The 18,843-nt window shown below is 41.4% G+C and carries 17 protein-coding genes and 1 tRNA gene; 4 read left to right on the top strand and 14 right to left on the bottom strand.

Going from position 1 to position 18,843, the window contains the following annotated elements:
* Positions 1 to 57 precede the first annotated feature (57 nt).
* Positions 58 to 1,497 carry a non-canonical purine NTP pyrophosphatase gene (locus tag LRM42_RS03240; protein ID WP_146424172.1) on the bottom strand — a complete coding sequence of 480 codons (1,440 nt, stop codon included), beginning with the start codon at positions 1,495 to 1,497 and terminating at the stop codon, positions 58 to 60.
* Complete coding sequence (locus LRM42_RS03235) at positions 1,481 to 2,041, bottom strand: hypothetical protein (RefSeq protein ID WP_243816728.1); 561 nt, start codon at positions 2,039 to 2,041, stop codon at positions 1,481 to 1,483. Before LRM42_RS03235 ends, LRM42_RS03240 begins: the two co-directional genes overlap by 17 nt.
* A 318-nt stretch (positions 2,042 to 2,359) precedes the next feature.
* Here LRM42_RS03235 and LRM42_RS03230 point away from each other — a divergent pair, with 318 nt between their 5' ends.
* Both LRM42_RS03230 and LRM42_RS03225 read left to right on the top strand, forming a co-directional pair.
* Positions 2,360 to 2,743 (top strand): hypothetical protein, encoded by a 384-nt coding sequence (locus LRM42_RS03230; RefSeq protein WP_243816727.1) that lies wholly within the window; start codon positions 2,360 to 2,362, stop codon positions 2,741 to 2,743.
* A 159-nt stretch (positions 2,744 to 2,902) separates the two neighbouring features.
* Positions 2,903 to 4,339, top strand: a complete 1,437-nt coding sequence (locus LRM42_RS03225) for a polysaccharide deacetylase family protein (RefSeq protein WP_243816726.1) — start codon at positions 2,903 to 2,905, stop codon at positions 4,337 to 4,339.
* A 2-nt stretch (positions 4,340 to 4,341) separates the two neighbouring features.
* On the opposite strand, the gene LRM42_RS03220 is transcribed toward LRM42_RS03225, so the two are convergent.
* From LRM42_RS03220 to LRM42_RS03180, 9 genes are all read right to left on the bottom strand, one after another.
* A complete protein-coding gene (locus tag LRM42_RS03220) occupies positions 4,342 to 4,563 on the bottom strand; it encodes a DUF167 domain-containing protein (protein WP_243816725.1) in 222 nt (73 codons plus the stop codon).
* Between the two features lie 30 nt (positions 4,564 to 4,593).
* A complete protein-coding gene (locus tag LRM42_RS03215) occupies positions 4,594 to 5,301 on the bottom strand; it encodes a hypothetical protein (protein WP_243816724.1) in 708 nt (235 codons plus the stop codon).
* 15 nt (positions 5,302 to 5,316) lie between these two features.
* Positions 5,317 to 7,011, bottom strand: coding sequence for a hypothetical protein (locus LRM42_RS03210; protein WP_243816723.1), 1,695 nt, complete (start codon positions 7,009 to 7,011; stop codon positions 5,317 to 5,319).
* On the bottom strand, positions 7,008 to 7,670 hold the full coding sequence (locus LRM42_RS03205; protein ID WP_243816722.1) for a ferredoxin--NADP reductase: 663 nt from the start codon (positions 7,668 to 7,670) through the stop codon (positions 7,008 to 7,010). The genes LRM42_RS03210 and LRM42_RS03205 overlap by 4 nt, the downstream gene beginning before the upstream one ends.
* Positions 7,655 to 8,395, bottom strand: coding sequence for an anaerobic ribonucleoside-triphosphate reductase activating protein (locus tag LRM42_RS03200; protein ID WP_129631838.1), 741 nt, complete (start codon positions 8,393 to 8,395; stop codon positions 7,655 to 7,657). Before LRM42_RS03200 ends, LRM42_RS03205 begins: the two co-directional genes overlap by 16 nt.
* Positions 8,346 to 10,472 carry a ribonucleoside triphosphate reductase gene (locus LRM42_RS03195; RefSeq protein WP_243816721.1) on the bottom strand — a complete coding sequence of 709 codons (2,127 nt, stop codon included), beginning with the start codon at positions 10,470 to 10,472 and terminating at the stop codon, positions 8,346 to 8,348. The genes LRM42_RS03200 and LRM42_RS03195 overlap by 50 nt, the downstream gene beginning before the upstream one ends.
* A gap of 176 nt (positions 10,473 to 10,648) precedes the next feature.
* Positions 10,649 to 11,659 (bottom strand): hypothetical protein, encoded by a 1,011-nt coding sequence (locus LRM42_RS03190; RefSeq protein ID WP_243816720.1) that lies wholly within the window; start codon positions 11,657 to 11,659, stop codon positions 10,649 to 10,651.
* A 24-nt stretch (positions 11,660 to 11,683) separates the two neighbouring features.
* Positions 11,684 to 12,715: a class F sortase gene (locus tag LRM42_RS03185; protein WP_243816719.1), complete on the bottom strand. Its 1,032-nt coding sequence runs from the start codon at positions 12,713 to 12,715 to the stop codon at positions 11,684 to 11,686.
* 83 nt (positions 12,716 to 12,798) lie between these two features.
* Entirely contained in the window at positions 12,799 to 14,424 is a 1,626-nt protein-coding gene (locus LRM42_RS03180) for a hypothetical protein (protein ID WP_243816718.1), read from the bottom strand.
* Between the two features lie 190 nt (positions 14,425 to 14,614).
* Between LRM42_RS03180 and LRM42_RS03175 the strand changes: the two genes are divergently transcribed.
* A complete protein-coding gene (locus LRM42_RS03175; RefSeq protein WP_243816717.1) occupies positions 14,615 to 15,862 on the top strand; it encodes a glycoside hydrolase family 16 protein in 1,248 nt (415 codons plus the stop codon).
* Between the two features lie 189 nt (positions 15,863 to 16,051).
* Positions 16,052 to 17,836 (top strand): family 16 glycosylhydrolase, encoded by a 1,785-nt coding sequence (locus LRM42_RS03170; protein WP_243816716.1) that lies wholly within the window; start codon positions 16,052 to 16,054, stop codon positions 17,834 to 17,836.
* Positions 17,837 to 17,908: 72 nt separating this feature from the next.
* Here LRM42_RS03170 and LRM42_RS03165 read toward each other — a convergent pair whose 3' ends face one another.
* The 3 genes from LRM42_RS03165 to LRM42_RS03155 form a co-directional block, all read right to left on the bottom strand.
* Positions 17,909 to 18,286 carry a hypothetical protein gene (locus LRM42_RS03165; RefSeq protein WP_243816715.1) on the bottom strand — a complete coding sequence of 126 codons (378 nt, stop codon included), beginning with the start codon at positions 18,284 to 18,286 and terminating at the stop codon, positions 17,909 to 17,911.
* A gap of 102 nt (positions 18,287 to 18,388) precedes the next feature.
* Positions 18,389 to 18,463: transfer RNA gene (locus LRM42_RS03160), tRNA-Asn, on the bottom strand.
* 41 nt (positions 18,464 to 18,504) lie between these two features.
* The gene (locus LRM42_RS03155; protein WP_146424139.1) at positions 18,505 to 18,837 is read right to left on the bottom strand and encodes a LexA family protein; all 333 of its coding nucleotides are present in this window, start codon (positions 18,835 to 18,837) and stop codon (positions 18,505 to 18,507) included.
* Positions 18,838 to 18,843: the final 6 nt, after the last annotated feature.

Raw genomic sequence — 18,843 nt, 5'->3', positions numbered from 1 at the left:
ATAGCACCCATCTAAAATAGCTGTAAAGCATTTGATTGCTAGATAAGATATTAGGTCTTACTGAGACAGCACACGTTTTATCTTAGTCTTTAGTTCACCGATAAACTGTTTGTCAAATTCTTTTTTCTCACTATCGGTCATTTCATCCCATGTTTTATTGCGATTATATGATTCAAAGGCAGCTCCAATCGGATAGCCTGAATTATTATATGGTCGTTGTAGCTTTTCCTTATTCAAGAATCCATTATTTATATTATAAACAATTTCACTATCGCCCTTTGGTGAAACTATCGCGACACATTGCTTAAAGTAACAGTCATAATTTTTCAGATCTTTAGTTTTTTCTTGTAAAAATTTCCAAAAAGCTTCGTTACTAGTGCTTTCTGGCAACTCGCCACCCCACCGGCGCAAAGCTACACCTGGCTCGCCGTTCAAGTCTTTTATAAAGAACCCTGTGTCGTCGCCAATTGATACTTTACCTGTTTTAATGGCGTATGCACGCGCTTTAGCTATAGCGTTATCTTCAATTGAATCAATACCTTCAAGAATATCAATTTTAATATGCTCCGTTTTTGGTGATAGTAAATGATAATCGTCACCGAGATAGATCCTATAATCATCAAGTTTTGAAACATTATTAGATGCTACAAATATTTCACTTGAAGCCACGTTACTCACAAGTGGCGAGAATCGCCTCTTCATATAGTCAGTGTAATCACATATATTTTGAAAGTGTGGTACAGATATAATTCGTAATAAACGGCGGTTGAATACTGTGCTCAGCTTTGTCGAGACCACTCGCTCAAACTCCAGTCGTTCATCTTCAGATACTTGACCGATATCAAGAGGCTCACGCATCACCAAGAGCCAAGGACTAATCCGACGAGATAGTAATGTTCGATAAGCGTCTTGAATAGTCTTTGTCTTTATATAATCACCGTATTGCAACTCTGTTAGTAATATCACTCTACCGATACCATTATCCTGCAGCCTCTGTATTATGGGTGTAAATATTGGACCAACTTCTGGGTCAGTTATGAGTCCGCCAACTTCAATGAAAAAATGCCGTGGCTTCCCGGCGTTGTACCAAATTTTATACAATTTACTTTCAACAAAAAATGATAAGTGTGGATTTATTTGCAAGTTTTCATTTTCGCCATATTTTTCAATAAATTCTTTATATAATTCACCACCCAGTAGATAATGTTCTTGACCCCAAGAACGTCCAGAATTAAAAGATTCATAAATACCAAAATCATCATGTCCTGACGCTGTATGTCGACCACTCTTATTTGTATTGAGTAAACCATCAAATTTAATAGCATCTGAATTCTCTGTCACATGAAGTAACTGTGCCACCAAGGTTCCTTTACCAATGTCTGACCGAGGATAGCCTAGGACGAAATAGAATATCGATTCTCCATCTTTTGGCTTATTTTCATCAGCAGCCGCTTTTAACTGTCTAATAGTTTTCTGATTTTCATATAAACCGCTCATCTCTGCTCCTTAATTTGTGTAATATTTTATCAGGTTTAATGTTTGATGTATTAAACACGATAGCTTCTTCGGGTGGTTTACCGGCCGACTCACCTGAAACCATCCTTGCTATGATCTCTTCTTCCGAATAGCCACGACAGGCTAATCGTTCATAACGATCTGAATCGTTACACACTAAATGAACCCAAATAGCGTTTACTTGACTAAGTACTTTTCGAGCCATCCTAATTGCAACAGGTGCTGCGCACCTATCAGATCTCCCCAACTCTTCTATCCAAGCGGCTGGCGTACCATAATAAACACCTATGGATTTTAGCTCAGCATAATCCAGCGATGGCTCCAAATATCGACCGTAACGAAAATTGTCTTCAAATTCATCCCGCGATACAAATATGTTATCAATACCATCGCGCTCACCAATACGTTTTTCACGAGTCGTGTGCGTTGGTAAGTATTCGTATCCTATACCTTGAGCTTCTCGCACAAGTGTCGTCTTGCCCGAAGCACTCGCCCCGGTCACAATAAATGACGGTCTTTCTTCCATACCTTCTCCTTCAAATAATTCAAGCATCCAAATTAGATAGGACACCGCGACAATGTTCTAAATCGTTCGTCCGTACTTTAGGATTTAAACCCTAGTGTTCGCGCGATGCTCTAATTATCAGGTTTAACCGCGCAAATGCAAACTACGCGCTATTCACGCTACACAAAGTGCAACATTCTACGATTTATAACTCTTTAATTATAACATATGGCGACTCAATACTGTTATACTTAAAAGTATGCCACGCCAATCTTTCACCATACAACCACGCAGTCGCCTCAAGAAGCGATATATATTTGCGTTGGTGTCACGCGGAGGGTGGCCAGCAGCATTGGTTCATCACGCGGCGAGGCAACGTTCCCGCAGATTGATACCACAAATTTAAGCCCAACTCGCCAAAAAATTATCAGCCTAGCAAAGACTGAATTCAAGGCGCAATCTACTGACACCAAGTTCAGCCAGGGCGCCGAGGAGGCGTGGTGTGCTAACTTTGTGAGCTGGATCATGTATCAAGCGGGCGCGCCGCTGAAAATCCGCATACTGGCGGCTGGCGTATCCCGGGGACGTTTACCTTGCGTGAATACTACGAGGCGAATGGTCGGTTCAAGCCTGCTAATTCCGGCTACCATAACCTGCCCAAGCTATCGCGCGACAACGTCACGGCATAGTCCTTATTCAAACAAAACAAAATCGGCGTGGTAAAATCATTAAAGTCATCATAAGTCTTAACGAGTTTATCGACTTTTATAATTGGCTCAAGTTCCACTCCGTAAATTCCTCTCTGTTGTAATTTTTGATCAAGCTAGTCTCTACTTATCATCAATAATAACAAAACCAAAATACTAGTGCTATACTTATAGTATGCGCATTCAGAGAAAAAAAGCAAAACCAAAATCGAAAAAACTATTTATTATCATACCGTTTTTGATATTGCTATTTTCGGCAGGGCTATTTGGGATATATTTTCTCAACCAATCACACTCGCGACAAACGACTGCACCATCTGATGAAAAGTATTATTTTGCCGATTCGAAATATTCTGGCATTCGCTCAAAATTTGTCACCAGAGATAATAAACGGGAAAAAATTTCAATTGAATATCCGATCACGGAAAATGAAAAGATTAATCGCTTAATTAGCGAGTCGATTGATAAAATTGATCGCGATTTTCAGAATACGGTTTTACTGGCAACAGTTTTTGATAAGCCAATGACCGAAACAATTAGCTATCAAGTCACGCACAACACTTCAGAAGCGCTGTCAATTGTCGTCAATATTAAGCAGGATATGAATGGCGCGCATCCAGCATCAATGACGCAATTTTGGACTTTCGACAAAAAATCTGGCGAAGTTGTCGGCTTAGCTGATTTTACAGAACAGTCCGATGAAGCCGCCGAAGCAATCATCTCCGCTGCCAAAGATAATATTTCTCAGATCATCAAGCAACGCCAGCAGCCAGAAATTGACCTGAATGAAATTATAAATAAGGAAGCTTTGTCTAATTTCATCATCACTAATAACGGCAATTCATTGGCTTGGCCACTCGGTCAGGCGTCGCTGCTGCCATCATCTTACGGTGAATTGACAATTACCGTACCAATTTCCTCCGTCTCTAAATATCTGCAAAACCCAACGGCAAGAAAATTCGCCAACATTCCCAAACCTGCAGAAAAACCAAAACCAGCGCCCACAGCTCCAACGCCTACCGTCGCAAATAAAACAATTGCCTTAACTTTTGATGACGGACCTGGACCATACACCGAAAAACTGTTGGACGTATTGGATAAGTACGACGCCAAGGCGACATTTTTCCTAATCGGCAGCAAAGTTTCAGTACGCGCCAACACGTTACGTCGTATGCAGTCGCGCGGACATCAATTAGGCAATCACTCTTGGTCACATCCAGAGTTAAATAAGGTTTCAGCGGAGCAACTCGCTAGCGAAATTGACCAAACAAATAACGCTATAAAACAAGCCGTCGGCATCAAACCTAACATCATACGTCCACCGTACGGCGCGTTCAATCGGGCAGTTTTGGAGCAGTTCCGTCAGCGCGGAATGTCGGCAGTTGTTTGGTCTGTCGATACGCGCGACTGGGCTGATCGTAATAGCGAAATTGTCTGTTCAAGGGCTGTCGCTGGCGCTCGCAACGGAGCTGTGATTTTAATGCACGATATTCATCCGACATCCGTGAATGCTGTTCCTTGCATTCTTGACTCACTCAAACAACAAGGCTATTCATTCGTAACGGTACAAAATTTAATCGGCGATATGACACCGGGCGCCGTTTATCCGTAAACTTAATCAATCTCAAATATCTTATACTTTGAAGTTGCACCGCGTACTAATTTAACTTTGGACAATGCAACCTTAAAATGTTTTGCCAATAATTTAATAGCCGCCGCGTTGGCTCGACCTTCAATTGCTGGAGCTTTGATGTAAACCGTCAATGTGTCATCGTCATTTTTCACAACTTCCTCACGATGACGAGAGTTTGGTTTAATATGTACGGAGATTTTCATAATTAAGACAATTCTTATTTCTGTAACTTATTAATTGTTCTCTCTATGACTATCACTAGATGGTTCAAGCTTGCGTAATAGTTGAGATAGATCTCCCGTAAATATAGCCGAAATCTTACGAGAATCAACCTCAACCGTAACCAATCTTACCCCCGTAAAATCGCTAGATATACCGAAATTGCTTCTAATATATTCGTCATCGTCAATTTTAATATTCTCAATAACTTTTATTTTTGGATTAATTAACCCATTAGCTTCTAGCGTCTTTAGTATTTTATACGGCACCATAATTTTTCCATTCTCATATTCTAAACGCCCCATAGCTGAAGCAAGCAGTAAAGAAAAAGTAGCAAAGATACTTAAGAAAAATACTGGATATGCAATGTATTGGACATAAGGTTGCCATTGTAATTCTCGTGCAACAAAAAATAATATAAGCAAGATGGTAGCTAACACAATCAATGCCCATACAATATGATGTGTTTTTACATACCAAGGATACACGGAGCCTCTCTTTTTTACAGGAATCATAATTATTTTATGGTTCTCTATGATGTTCCACGACAGAGGAATTCCTATTATGATGGTAAGTATAGTTATTGGCGCAACAAAAGATGTGCTAATAAAATATTTACTCAGCTCCGATTGGCTAAATAAAGGAACCATAGCCGCTATAAATGCAGCGACCAAACCTAAGATGCTTATTATATTTTGAAAACTAGAGTCTTTATCATTCATACGCTTATTATATATCTATTTGCACAATTCTTCTTGTTTCTTGATAACAATTCTAACCGCCAACGAACCAACTAATGCTATCAGCTGATAAAGTACACTAGAATTATAACTAATATTCGAAGTCTTATCATCTTCCGGATTCAACGGGCTATCATCAACCCAAAGTCCCGAATAAACGCCAGATATATTTGTATTGTTGGCATCATCACAACAATCGCTCGATTCTTCAATTTTTACAGAGCATTTTACCTCATCGCAATTATCTGCAACAATCGATTCACCGCATTCTTCAGGCAATTCAGCTTTTTCTGCAACTTTTTTTACAGCCTCATCGACAATATTATTCTGACTAATTTCATCATCGGGAATAAATTGTCCTATTACTTCAGGCTTGCTGGTCGGCAATTCTTCCAATTCACACACACCTTCTTCATCCAACTCTACACGATCACCCAAATCATCCGATTCACGCGTAGCTTCTTCGCTCAATTCTATGCAATCACCCAAATCATCCACCGCATTATCCGTTTTGCTCACAGCCGCACGATCATCAAAAATCTCAAACGTAGCAACATTCTCCGAATCTTCGAAACATACTTTACGCTCTTCAAAATTACGTCGCGGTAAAATTGGCGAATTCTCCTTGTTCTCTATCGACTCAACAGATTCAACACTTTCATATACAGTCTCATCACTCAACCCCGTCTCAATTGGCGCATTATTATTGTCATTCATCGCCACATCAATTTTATTATTGACTTGAACAAAATCACGCGCAGGCGAGGAGTTTGCCTCGTTAGAAATAACTTTCTCAGCCAAACCTTCCTTCGGAGCAGAATCTTCCAAAATCGGTGCAGAGTTTATATTATTTTCATCCCCTACATAGATATCTTTCTTTATAGGTAATTCTCTCGGCAATTCATCCTCTTTATCAACAGCCGGAACTTGATTCTCAGAAGACATATCTTCTTTATAAACATCTACTTTTTCATCGACGTCTTCCGAGTCCATCAAGTTAATTTGACTAGCCACCTCAGTCTCGCCCGGCTCTTCGTTGATTTTAGGCTGGGTGTTTTCTTTGGTTATTTTCGCGCTTGGAATATTTTCCGACGACGCACTTTTACCGTCCAAACATTCATCATCCGTCGATTTGTTCACTTCATTATTTTCCGCCGACACGCGTATCGACGTATCATCATCGCTCACTTCCGACTTAACCGCGGGTTTTTCTGGTACGGATTCAGGTTTTTCATTTTCTGATGGACTATCTTTTTCAATCGACTCGGATGCCTTCTCTTCATTATCAGCACTGACATATCCAGCAACAACAAAATCACAATCATCATTCATTAAGTCAGACAAATAACTCTCTGGCTCTTTTGCTGCCAGACGCAAATTCTCTTCCGCAAAATTTCGCATTCTTAGTATTGAGCAAGTTCCCGCCGCAGCGCAACTGTCACACGCTGCACTGGCTACGTTTTGGCAAATTTCTGATCGTCTTTCAGCGTCCAAACATTCTTCTGATATTTCCGCTTCATTTTCTTCGGCAAATGACGTATCAATTTTCTCGCCGCTAGCAACCGCTTCTACCAAATTTAATTCAGTCGCATCGTCATCAATTTCTGAAGATAGATCCTGAAAATTAACATCGCCATTCAACGCCGAGAAAACATTAAAATCGCCCGCTCCATCCGCCAAACTTTCGTTCATTGCTCAAAAAACGTCTCCGTTGAAATTTTCAATTCACTTACACCGGCGGCGGATAATTTTTGCCAAACATCTCTAACAAACGGCAAACTTCCACAGACCAAAAAATGCGCATCTTCTGGTGTTTCGTGAACAATTTTTTCTACATTAAATCGACCGTTAAACCAACCATCTTTTTCCTCAATCTGCTGGCGAGTACTGAACTTCTTCACTTTAATATTTGACGCCGCTAGCTCATTTCCAAAAACCATATATTCTGGCGATTTTTGGCTAAAATATAAAAACGTCGGCTGGCTAGAGCTTGCCATAACGCTCCAAATTGGACTAAGCCCACAACCCGCAGCAATTCCGACTAAAGGACTTTCTGTTTGCGGATTAAAATCGCCGTAAGCGTGGCTAATCTGCAATTTATCGCCAACATTCCGTGAACATAAATAGCTAGAAAATTCACCGCCAACATTCTTCACAGTAATTGACATTAGCTCATCGTCAGGAGTAGAAGAAATACTATAAGCCTTCCCCTCACGCACGCTACTGCCATCAATAAAAACCGTAATATATTGTCCGGCGGTAAAGTCGAACGGTCGCGCAAAATATAACGTCTTCACCTCAGGATTTTCCTGACGGACGCGCACAATTTCAACCTCTAATGAATCACGCATTCTCCAACGTACCTTTCCATTATTTTCTGAGCTTCTCTAAATTCTTCGTCAGTAAAAGTGTGGTAATTCGCAAACTTTGGACTAATTGTCGTGCCAGTGCGAAAATGCTGCAAGGCAAATCTCTTCGCGCCCTTAACCAGCTCGCCAATCTTCTCAAAATCGCTAACTTCCAATTGCTCGCGGACAATTGTCGTACGGAATTCGTGATCAATTCCCGAATCAATCATCAACCGAACATTCTCCTTAATCGCTTCCAAATCAATTGGTCGCGCTGCAATTTCAACATATTTTTCCAGCGGACCTTTTACATCCATCGCAATAAAGTCAATCAGCCCTTCTTCGACCATTCCGCGAACTATATCTGGATGCGTGCCGTTGGTATCCAATTTAATATCAAAACCAAGTTTCTTAATCATCCGACATAATTCCGGTAAATCTTCATTTACCGTTGGTTCACCGCCAGAAATCACCACGCCGTCCAGTCGACCAACTCGCGATTTTAGAAATATCATCACTTCATCAACTGGAAGGCTCGGCGCCAACCGTTCAGGTAATACCAATTCAGGATTATGACAATAACCGCAGCGCATATTGCAACCAGAGAGAAACAGAGCTGCCGCCACATGCCCTGGATAATCCACAAGCGACAGCTTCTGAATTCCACCAATTGACACCTTAAGCTGCCGCGACGGCGCTAAGTCGCTGGTGTTCGGCGGCATTGTCATAATGTTCCCTCATTTCAAATTCCGCTTGCTTGCCCTTATTCCATTGAGAAACTGGACGCAAGAAACCAACCACACGCGAGTAAACTTCAGTCGCTTCACCACACTTTGGACATTCTGGATGCTCACCAACAATATAGCCGTGATTCTTACAAATTGAGAAGCTTGGGCTGAACGTAAAGTATGGCAATTTGTAATTTTCGCAAATCGTTTTCACCAATTTTTTCAAAGTTTGCGGATCGTCCATACGCTCACCTAAGAAGAAGTGGATCACCGTGCCGCCCGTGTACTTGGTTTGCAAATTGTCCTGAAGATCCATCAACTCAAACAAATCGTCCGTGTAATTAACTGGCAAGTGGCTAGAGTTGGTATAAAACGGACATTTAACTTCCGCACCAATTCCATTAGCAAAATGCGCTCGATCTGGGAAGCTGGCTTTATCAAGTTGTGCCAATCGATACGTCGTGCCTTCAGCTGGCGTTGCCTCAAGGTTGTAATTATTGCCAGTTTCCTTCTGATATTCCACCAAACGATCGCGCATAAAATCAAGCGTTTTCTCAGCAAAAGCTTTACCTTTTTCCGTGCCAATATCAACGCCTAGTAAATTAAGCGCCGCCTCGTTCGTGCCAATCAAACCGATGGTCGAAAAATGATTCTTCCAATATTGATTGAAACGCTGTTTAATGTTTCGCAAATAAAACTTGGTGTACGGATACAAATTAGCGTCGGTCAATCGCTCCAAAACTTTACGCTTGGTTTCCAAACTGTCCTTTGCCATATCCATAAGTTCAGCCAACCCCTTAAAGAATTCTTTTTCGCTCTTAGATTTTAGAGCCAGTCGTGGCAAGTTTATCGTTACTACACCGACCGAACCGGTCATTGGATTTGAGCCGAACAAGCCACCGCCACGATATTCCAATTGACGATTATCAATACGCAATCGACAGCACATCGAACGCGCATCTTCTGGATCCATATCAGAATTGATGAAGTTTGAGAAGTACGGAATGCCGTATTTAGCGCTAGCTTCCCACAAACTTTCAATCACTGGATTATCCCAATTGAAATCCTTGGTGATATTAACCGTTGGGATCGGGAACGTAAAGACTCGACCATTAGCGTCGCCCTCAGAAAGAACCTCCAGCAGCGCCTTGTTTAGCATATTCATTTCTTCTTGATATTCGCCATAAGTCGTGTCCTGCATCTCGCCACCAATAATCACTGGATTATCTGCCATATGCTTTGGACATTCAAGGTCAAGCGTAATGTTGGTAAACGGCGTCTGAAAACCAACACGAGTCGGTACGTTGACATTAAAGACGAATTCTTGAATAGCCTGTTTTACTTCCTCGTAGCTCAATTTGTCGGCACGAATAAACGGCGCTAATAGCGTATCAAAATCAGAGAAAGCCTGCGCACCAGCCGCTTCGCCCTGTAATGTATAAAAGAAGTTTACAACTTGACCAAGCGCTGATCGGAAATGCTTAGCTGGCTTAGAGGCAACCTTACCAGCAACACCAGTAAATCCTTCTTGCAATAAGTCAGTCAAGTCCCAACCAACACAATAAACGCTTAGCAAGTTAAGGTCGTGAATATGCAAGTCGCCTTCTTTATGAGCCTGCCCAATTTTCGATGTATAAATTTTATCCAGCCAGTAAGTCTTCGTAATTTCTGCTGAAACATAGTTATTCAAACCCTGAAGACTGTAGCCCATATTAGAGTTTTCATTAACTTTCCAGTCCAAATTTTCCAGATATTTATCAATCAAATCAACGTGTGCATTAGAGGTAATTTCGCGCAATTTTTTATGCTGATCGCGGTAAATAATGTACGCCTTTGCAGTCTTCTTAAACTTAGAGTCAATCAACGCATCCTCAACAATGTCCTGAATATCCTCAACGCTTGGTAGACGCTTTTGATTACGAGTTTCTAAAACACCCAAAACCTTGTCGGTCAATTCAACTGCTTGAGCGGCGTCAAATTCACCAGTTTCCAGTCCTGCTTTTTCAATTGCTTTTTCAATTTTTTTCCGATCAAATTTAGCAGTTCGACCGTCGCGTTTTTTAATTGATTTATACATTCCCCCTCCTTGTTTATAAAAATAGCAAACTAGCCCAACCTCTCCAGTGGGTACGTGTTGCAAAAAACGTTATTTATTTTCTAAAACACCATATGTAGTGCTTAATATTGAATATACACGCGATATATAGCGTCTGTCAATGAAAGTACATTGTATTATTTACATTTATGATTTCTTTACACAGATTGCAGTAAATCATAAGCAGCAGCCGCTGATAACGCCTGCATTTGACGAAGATTATCACCCGGCTTAAGCGGCGGTTTGAGACTGCGAATAAGATAAAATCCGACAAATGACGCCAGCATTTCCACGTTCAACTCACCTAGCCACGGCGTTACGTCATGACCATGGCGCGCCATATCAACCAGAAATTCTGTCGCACCAGATCCCTGGGACGCATAGGAAGCCCAGTTCCAGTCAACCAACTTCAACTCACCAGTTTGCGGATTAAATGCCAAATTATCACTACGAACATCCGAATGATTAAAGCAATCTTCCGTCTGCTTGGCAAATTCTTTAGCGCGCACCGAAATATCAATCAACTCATCGCGCTTTTCTAACAGCTCAATTATAGCCTGACAACGCCGCTGATTAATCTCCAACTGATTTGGCAATAGTTTTTGATAATTATCAATCAACCGACGACGAATATCAGCGTCAGCAATAATTTGATCAATCCCATCATCTAAGCCAAGCTCTCTTGCCACAAACGGTTGTAATTGCAGTTCTTCAATCAGCTCCTGCGGCAATTTTATTTTTTCCAACTCGCAAACCGCGGTTATCACCGTCGAAATATAACGTTCCGCGACAGAGTTATCCGTCGGAGGTTGCCACAACCACCCATCTGACGAAGCGTAACTGCTCGTCATCAACACGTAACCATCATCAGCCAATTCAGTCCAATCAGCAACATATTGCGGATAAGTTTTCTGCAACAAACGCGTTACTGCATAATCTTTTTTTAGCCAGCCTAATTCCCGTTCGCCCTCATCCGACAATAAATTAGCATCAACTTCTTTAACAAAAATCGTTCGACCACCAGACGACACTAACGCTCGGCGATTAAGCGAAAAGCCGCCACTTACTGGCGTGATCCGCAATTCAGATGAATCAACGTTTAGCTCCGTCGCCGTACATTGCAAGGCTCTGTTGGTTAATAATTTATCGCGATCTGGCAATGTTTCCATGTATAAATTATAGCATCAGACAGCTTAAATCCGCTTGGTGAATATCATTACTCGGCTATTACGAGTTTGAGAATTTTTTATCCATTCTCCTGCACATGTCATCAAATTCAGACCCTCAGATACACCATCAGCTGGCCGAATAAAACTATTCATATCCACATCGGATAATTTAACTGTTTGTTTTTTTATTACCTGATAACGCAGTATTTTACCGTCGCCACGCTCGACACTAATCGTATCACCGGCATTCAAAGTCTCTAGCTTATTAAAAACTCCGCCCAAAGTTGTACCCGACGCATGTCCGACAATAATGGATGCCCCTGGCTGACCTGGCTTAACGCTACCAGTGTACCATCCTGCATCAAAAATATTTATAGGAGACTGCATTGAGCCATCCGAATTGACGTTCATCTGCAAAACCCTAGCCTTAACCCCCAACTTCTCAATGGTAATGACTCGCGGCAAATCTGCAGCAACCTTATATTTGGCAATAGCATCATCAGACACTTTGGTCTCGTCCTTGCCTTCACTATTTTTTCGATCATCCAGATTATCGCTACGTGCAGCTACCGGCGTCGCATTTATAGCGTTTTTTATTCGATTATTAAGCAGCCAGGAGTCAGCAAACGAATATATCGAGATTATCAAAAGAGCAGAAGCCGCAAAACTAGGTACTTTTTTACAAAAGTTGCTACCTAAAATATTTTGTAAATACCGCTTGGTGCGCTTTCTTTTATCATCACGACAGCCGTTAGCTATTGATTTTTTACAAATAATTAACAAACGAGCCGAACGAGCTAATCTTTTATTAATTCGTGCATGATTTATTGGTTTTTTCGCATATTGCTGGGTCGGTCTCACCTTGGATTGCTGGGTCTGCCTCACCTTGACTGGTGCGGAAGGGCGCACAACGTCAACAATGTTCTTCGCATTCACATTACTGACAGTATTAGCGACAACATCACTTGCCAATCCACGCCGAGGTATAGTCACTCGCCCCCTCGCTCTTAATGGCGTCTGCAAACTGCGATTAATTTTTCGTTCTCTTTGTATCATTGTCTGTTTTTACTGCGGTAAACAGACACGCCCTGCACCGAACTACTTACGACGTGTCTGTCCGCTTTTAATTTTGGTTTATTTTATTTCTTATTAAAGCTTTTTCGCTTTGCTACAATCAGCAATGCCACCGCTGAAGCTACTCCAGCTATAGCGCCAATCAAGTTAACAGCCAATTTTTCACCACCTGTGTTTGGAGCTTTTGGAGTTTTTGAGGATTTTGGAGCTGGTGAATCATTCAGTGCTGTCAGTACAATATCATTACCGTCACCGCCAACATAACTAATCTTAAAGGTTACGCCACTTACAGTTATTTCCGCACCTTCCGGTAAGTCCTTAAACGTTCCCCCCATTCCCGCTAGCGATCCGGTAACAGGGCCAGTGCCTTTATTATCAATGATCGTAAAGGTATCACCCTTCTTAATGACACAGCCCTCTAAGTATGTTAAGTCTAAACTACCACCATCTAGTATGACGCCTAGGTCTGCAACAATCTGGTCATAATGATCTTTATCTAGAATTTTCACCTTATAAACACCGGAATTACCAAAATTGAGACTGTCTGTAGTAATTTTACCTGGTGAGTTGTTACCTGGAGAAACAACACCTCCTACAAAAAGAAGATAGTTCAAAGTAGCGTTACCGCTGAGCATACCGCCTTCAAGAATATCTACCTCATGACGAATACCATTTAGTAAAACTGCTTCACCTCTTTTAATAAGTATATAATCATCAGGTTTGTTATCGTCTAATTTTATTAATTTAGGCCCATGGACATTACCGTACCGACCATTCGGAGTGCCGCTGGTATTGTTTGAAGACTCAACCAACACAACACCTTTATTATCTTTATGAGCAATTAACTTACCAGGGCCGCTAAGTTTTCCTGTGATCTTTACATCATTCATTGACTCTAGCTTATATTCAACATCACCGTTAAGTACAATATCACCAGACAGAACAGTCGTGATGACCAGCAAGTTGCCACCAGTACTACCAGAGGGTTGACAATGTACCCCATGAGAAATCATTGCACCATTTTCAAAAGTAATTTTACTGGCGCTTGTTTCATTGTTATCCTCATCAATCTCTAACTGACCTTTATTTTTAACCAAGATACTATTAGCGCCCTCTGGCTTCACACTAGCATTTTCTCCGACAATTTTTTCTGCAGCTCTTAGACTCTCAGCTATCTCATTACATCCAGTATTAGCAAACTCAAAACGGTTTATTGTCGGTTTGTTCTTAAATTCACCATTAAATCCATTCGATTTCATGTTTGACAAGCCAATGACGGTGTTAATACTAACAAACGGTATTTTACGACGGTCTTTATTGTCAGCACTAGTCTGGTCGCCAGTAAATTCAGCATCTGGCGTAAATTGCATCGTATTAATAGTATATTTGGCGCACGACTTATTAGCAGGAAGACTGTCCAGCTTTTTAACCTCTAGTCCTGACGGAACTACTGCTAAATCGTTCTGAATATTTTCATTAGGACCATCAACACACTTAAATACCAGCTTAGAACCTTGTGTTGGCACTGAACCTTCTTTCCAGTTACCAGCGGTTGACATTTTACTATCACCAGTTGCGCCCGTCCAGGTAAATGTAGCTGGCGCAGCATTAACTGGCTGGTGGAATACCACCGCCCCAACGACAGCAGCCACAGCCACAATACTGGCTAATTTAGTATAAGAAACACCCATTTTTGTTTCCCCCCCATACATGTTTGTATTTTTAATTTAGTTTACGCATTCACAATATCATCGCTAAATATTTTTTACAAGCATAATTGTATAAAATACAACAAAAAACTATATACTTTATCTGTTTCGCTTTTGCTTTTATTGCACTTATTGTTATAATGGATTTTTATACTTAAATCTAAGGAGGTGTATGTTAATAAGAAAACGCTTTTTAAATACAAAAGTTAAAATATTAACTGGAGTAATAGCCGCTGGACTATTCATTGGCGGGTCGCTACTTACCTTGCCGACTGGACAAGCTAAGGGTGTCGTCAGCGATGATTATCCATTAAATGATAGTACCCACTGGAACACAGAACCTATTTGGCGTGATGAGTTTAATGGCACATCGTTAGATAAAGATTCTTGGAATATATACGGCAGCGGATGGAGCGCTAATAACGTCCAAAGCTGCTATAGTAGGAGCGAAGAGAATGTGAATGTTAAAAACGGCAGCCTAAACTTAGTAGGGCTATATAAGCCTGGCGCGCGTTGCAAAGGAAATGAAAAAAGCGGCAACTTCACCTCTGGATTCGTAGAAACGAAAGGCAAAAAATTTTGGACTTACGGCTACATCGAGGCGCGTATAAAAATGCCAGACAATAAGAGTACTTGGCCTGGTTTTTGGATGAGCCCTAATAAGCCTACATACGGCAGTTGGCCTCGCAGTGGTGAAATTGACATCGTAGAAACTAAAGGTTCTAACTTAGATTACGCGGCAGCAGACGCTCACTGGGGACTTTCAACATACAATAAAAAACATGCCCAAGGTAGAGATTTGCCAGCTGGATTCAAAGATACTACTCAGTGGCACACTTACGGCGTAAAATGGACTGAAGGAAAATTGGAATATTACATTGATGGCGTGAAATTCCACACTGTCAACGGATTCGGTCAGCCAAACGCAGCAAACACACCTTACGGCCCATTCGACAAGCCATTCTTCTTGCGTCTTAACTTGGCAATCGGCGGTGACTACATTGATGGTAAAGGCAGTAAATGGTCAAACGCCTACAATGCCCTAGCTAAATATCCAGAGTCATTCCCAGCAACTATGTCAATCGATTACGTTCGCGTATACGAAAGACGAACAGCTAAAGAAGTTAATGTACCAGACAATAACTTGCGCGCTCAACTTAATAAAAAATTGTCAACAGTACTTAGCACTAATCGTAAAGACGATCAAAAAATTACTGACGTAGAGTTGGAAAAATTGACAGATCTTAACCTGGATGCAGCCGACGACGCATCAGAAGCAGAAAAGATTCACGATTTAACAGGCTTAGAGGCGGCTAAAAACCTTAAGACTTTATCTCTTAAGAACAACTCTGTCTTCGACCTAAGAGCAGTTTCCAACATCAAATCTCTAAAGTCAATAAATCTAACGATTAATCGCTAATTAGCTTAGGCGTTTACAGAAAAATTGTCATCTCATTACGGGGTGGCAATTTTTTTATTTCAGCTTAAAACCTCAGTATTCAGCGTTTCCACAGCTCTGTTGTTAAAATAGCTACATAATATTCTTTACTTTTATTCCGCTTATTGTTACACTAGCGATGGATAAAAAATATTTGGGAGAAAACAAAAAATGTTAATAAAAAGACGTTTTTTAAATACAAAAGTTAAAATAGTAACTGCGGTAGTGGCTGTTGGTGTTGTTGTTGGTGGTGCGTTATTTACCCTGCCAATGGACAACGCCAAAGGTGCAGGAAGTCCATATCCGCCAACAGATAGTGAAAACTGGAATCCAGAACCTGTTTGGCGTGACGAATTTGACGGAAATTCACTAGATGGGACCAAATGGACAGCTCTTAATGGCGGATGGGGAGACGAAGGTCAACAAGTTCGAAGCTGCTACACGAGATCAGATGAGAACATTAATGTCAGTGGCGGCAGCTTAAATCTAATTGGACTATACAAACCAGGAGCAACCTGTACTGGCGGTAACACTAAAACTGGTAACTTCACTTCCGGATTCGTACAGACGAAAAATAAGGCATATTTTAAATATGGCTACATCGAGGCTCGCATAAAAATGCCAAAGAACAAGAGTACTTGGCCTGGTTTTTGGATGAGTCCTAATAACTCTCCGTACAGTGCTGGTTGGCCTGATTGGGGTGAGATCGACATCGTAGAGACAAAAGGCTCTAATCACCAATTCGCTGCATCTGACGCACACTGGCGAGACAAGAATACGCCGACCGGTCAAACTGGAAGTCACAGAAATCGCCAAGGAGTTATTCCATCAAGTAAGTTCGGCACTAATAATGACACTACGGAGTGGCATACATACGGCGTGAAATGGACTGAAGGCAAACTTGAATACTTCATTGACGGAGAATGGCATCACACAATTACCGAATTTAAGAATTCAAACTCCACAGGAAGTCCTAATGGACCCTTTGATCAGAACTTCTTCTTGCGACTAAACCTAGCCATTGGCGGCAATTACATTGATTCACCATGGGATGATCCTATCAACTCAGTAGGAGCTGCAAATGGAGAGGGCTTCCCGGCAACTATGTCAGTCGACTACGTCCGCGTGTACGAGATGCGAAAACCCAAAGAGGTTGAAGTCAAGGACACACAACTGCGCAAGTTGCTTAATGACAGACTGTCAACAGTATTTAGCACTAATCGTAAAGACGATCAAAAAATTACTGACGTAGAGTTGGAAAGATTGACAGATCTTAACCTAAGTTACTCAAACATTTACGACCTAACCGGAATAGAAGCTGCTAAGAATCTTCAGAACTTGTTGTTAAACAACAACTATATCTCAGACCTAAGCCCACTATCTGGTCTAACTTCTCTAAAAATTCTATCCTTAAGAAATAACTGCTTCGCCGATATAAGTCCGCTAGCTGGATTAACATCCCTGACTTCCCTACGTCTTGAAAATCAGCGAGTTAGTGTTAAGCCTAACGACAAATCATTCGCTTCACCGCTGAAGGATTTGGTAGGAAACACGGTTTCTGTAACCAACTCAGCGGAAGTCGTCAACGACACAGCAACTCCTGGAAATATTCAGCTACTATCACTACCAGCCAGCGGAGCATCTCCTATCCTGAATGCTCCTTGGACCAGAAGCGTAACAATCGGAGCAATTTCAGCTACGTTCAGTGGCACTCTAGCTATTGACACATCAGCGATCCCTAGGGCGGGTCAACCACAGCCTCAGCCGCAGCCACAGCCGCAGCCACAACCTCAGCCGCAGCCACAGCCTGGAAATCCGTCAGCTGCCGCTCATAATCCAGTTAATAAGCCTCAGAATGCTGTAAGCGGACTACTCGCAAACACAGGATTTAATGCCTTCTTAGGTGTTATCGCCACCCTGGCATTAGTTGCCGCAGGACTATTCATTCTACGCTAACCTATGGCTACATAAAATTACCACCCCGTGATGAGGTGGTAATTTTTTATTGGGAAGTTGGTTTTTATTGTTTTACATACCATCAAAAACCAATAAAATCACATCGCCATCTACATTATTGACACCTAGTTCTATAAACCTCATCAAATCATCTATCTGCTTAACAATGTCAGTCTCTCGTCCCTCTTCCGCCAACTTTCGTATCTCTGGCAATTCATTTTCTACCAGCCGAATATATGAGTAGCCGTCTACAGCGGTATGTCCATAAAGATCAATATGCGCAATCACTGGAAATCGCCGCTCAAAATCTTCAGCGCTCTCCGTCGAACTGCTAGCAAAGTTAAAAATATCCTTTAAGTCACTACTCTTTGGGCCGCTCTTAAAATCATCCCGTAAACATTGGCTAGAAAGAAATCTAGCCCACATACCATCACAATAAGTGTTATTCATAATCATTATTATCTCACCTATTCCGCGTTATTAGGAATATATAACTGCAAAAACAATAAAAAAAGACCTCAACTATACTTGTTGAAGTCTTAAAATTCGATTTGGCTCCGGCAGCTGGGCTCGAACCAGCGACCTATTGGTTAACAGCCAACCGCTCTACCACTGAGCTATGCCGGAATATGTCTTGTATTATAGCGAGTTTTTGAATAGTTGTAAAGTTACTGACGGACAATTTCCAATGCTTTTTTTAAAATCTCCACTTCCGAGCGTGATTTTTCGTCGTCCTCGGCTTCTCTCTTCTTAATTTCTTTCGCTAAATTTTGCCACCAAACTTCTTTTTTCTCACTACTCAGCGTCAAAGACCTAACTTCGCCGTCCTGCTTCTCTAAAAATCCAGCAGCCACCAAATTATCAACGTGTTTTGCTACCGTCGACACCGATTTATAGCCCAAGGCGCGCATAATTTCCCGAAGCGTCGGACTATAGCCATTTCCCTTTATAAATCCATCGATAAAATCCAACATTATTTTTTGCTTTTTCGTCAGTTTCATATCTAA

Origin of the sequence: Candidatus Nanosynbacter sp. TM7-075 (genome assembly GCF_022828255.1) — a bacterium.
GTDB lineage: Bacteria > Patescibacteriota > Saccharimonadia > Saccharimonadales > Saccharimonadaceae > Nanosynbacter.
The sequence above is the reverse complement of the archived record's forward strand: the minus strand, read 5'-3'. Positions and strand labels throughout refer to the sequence as shown.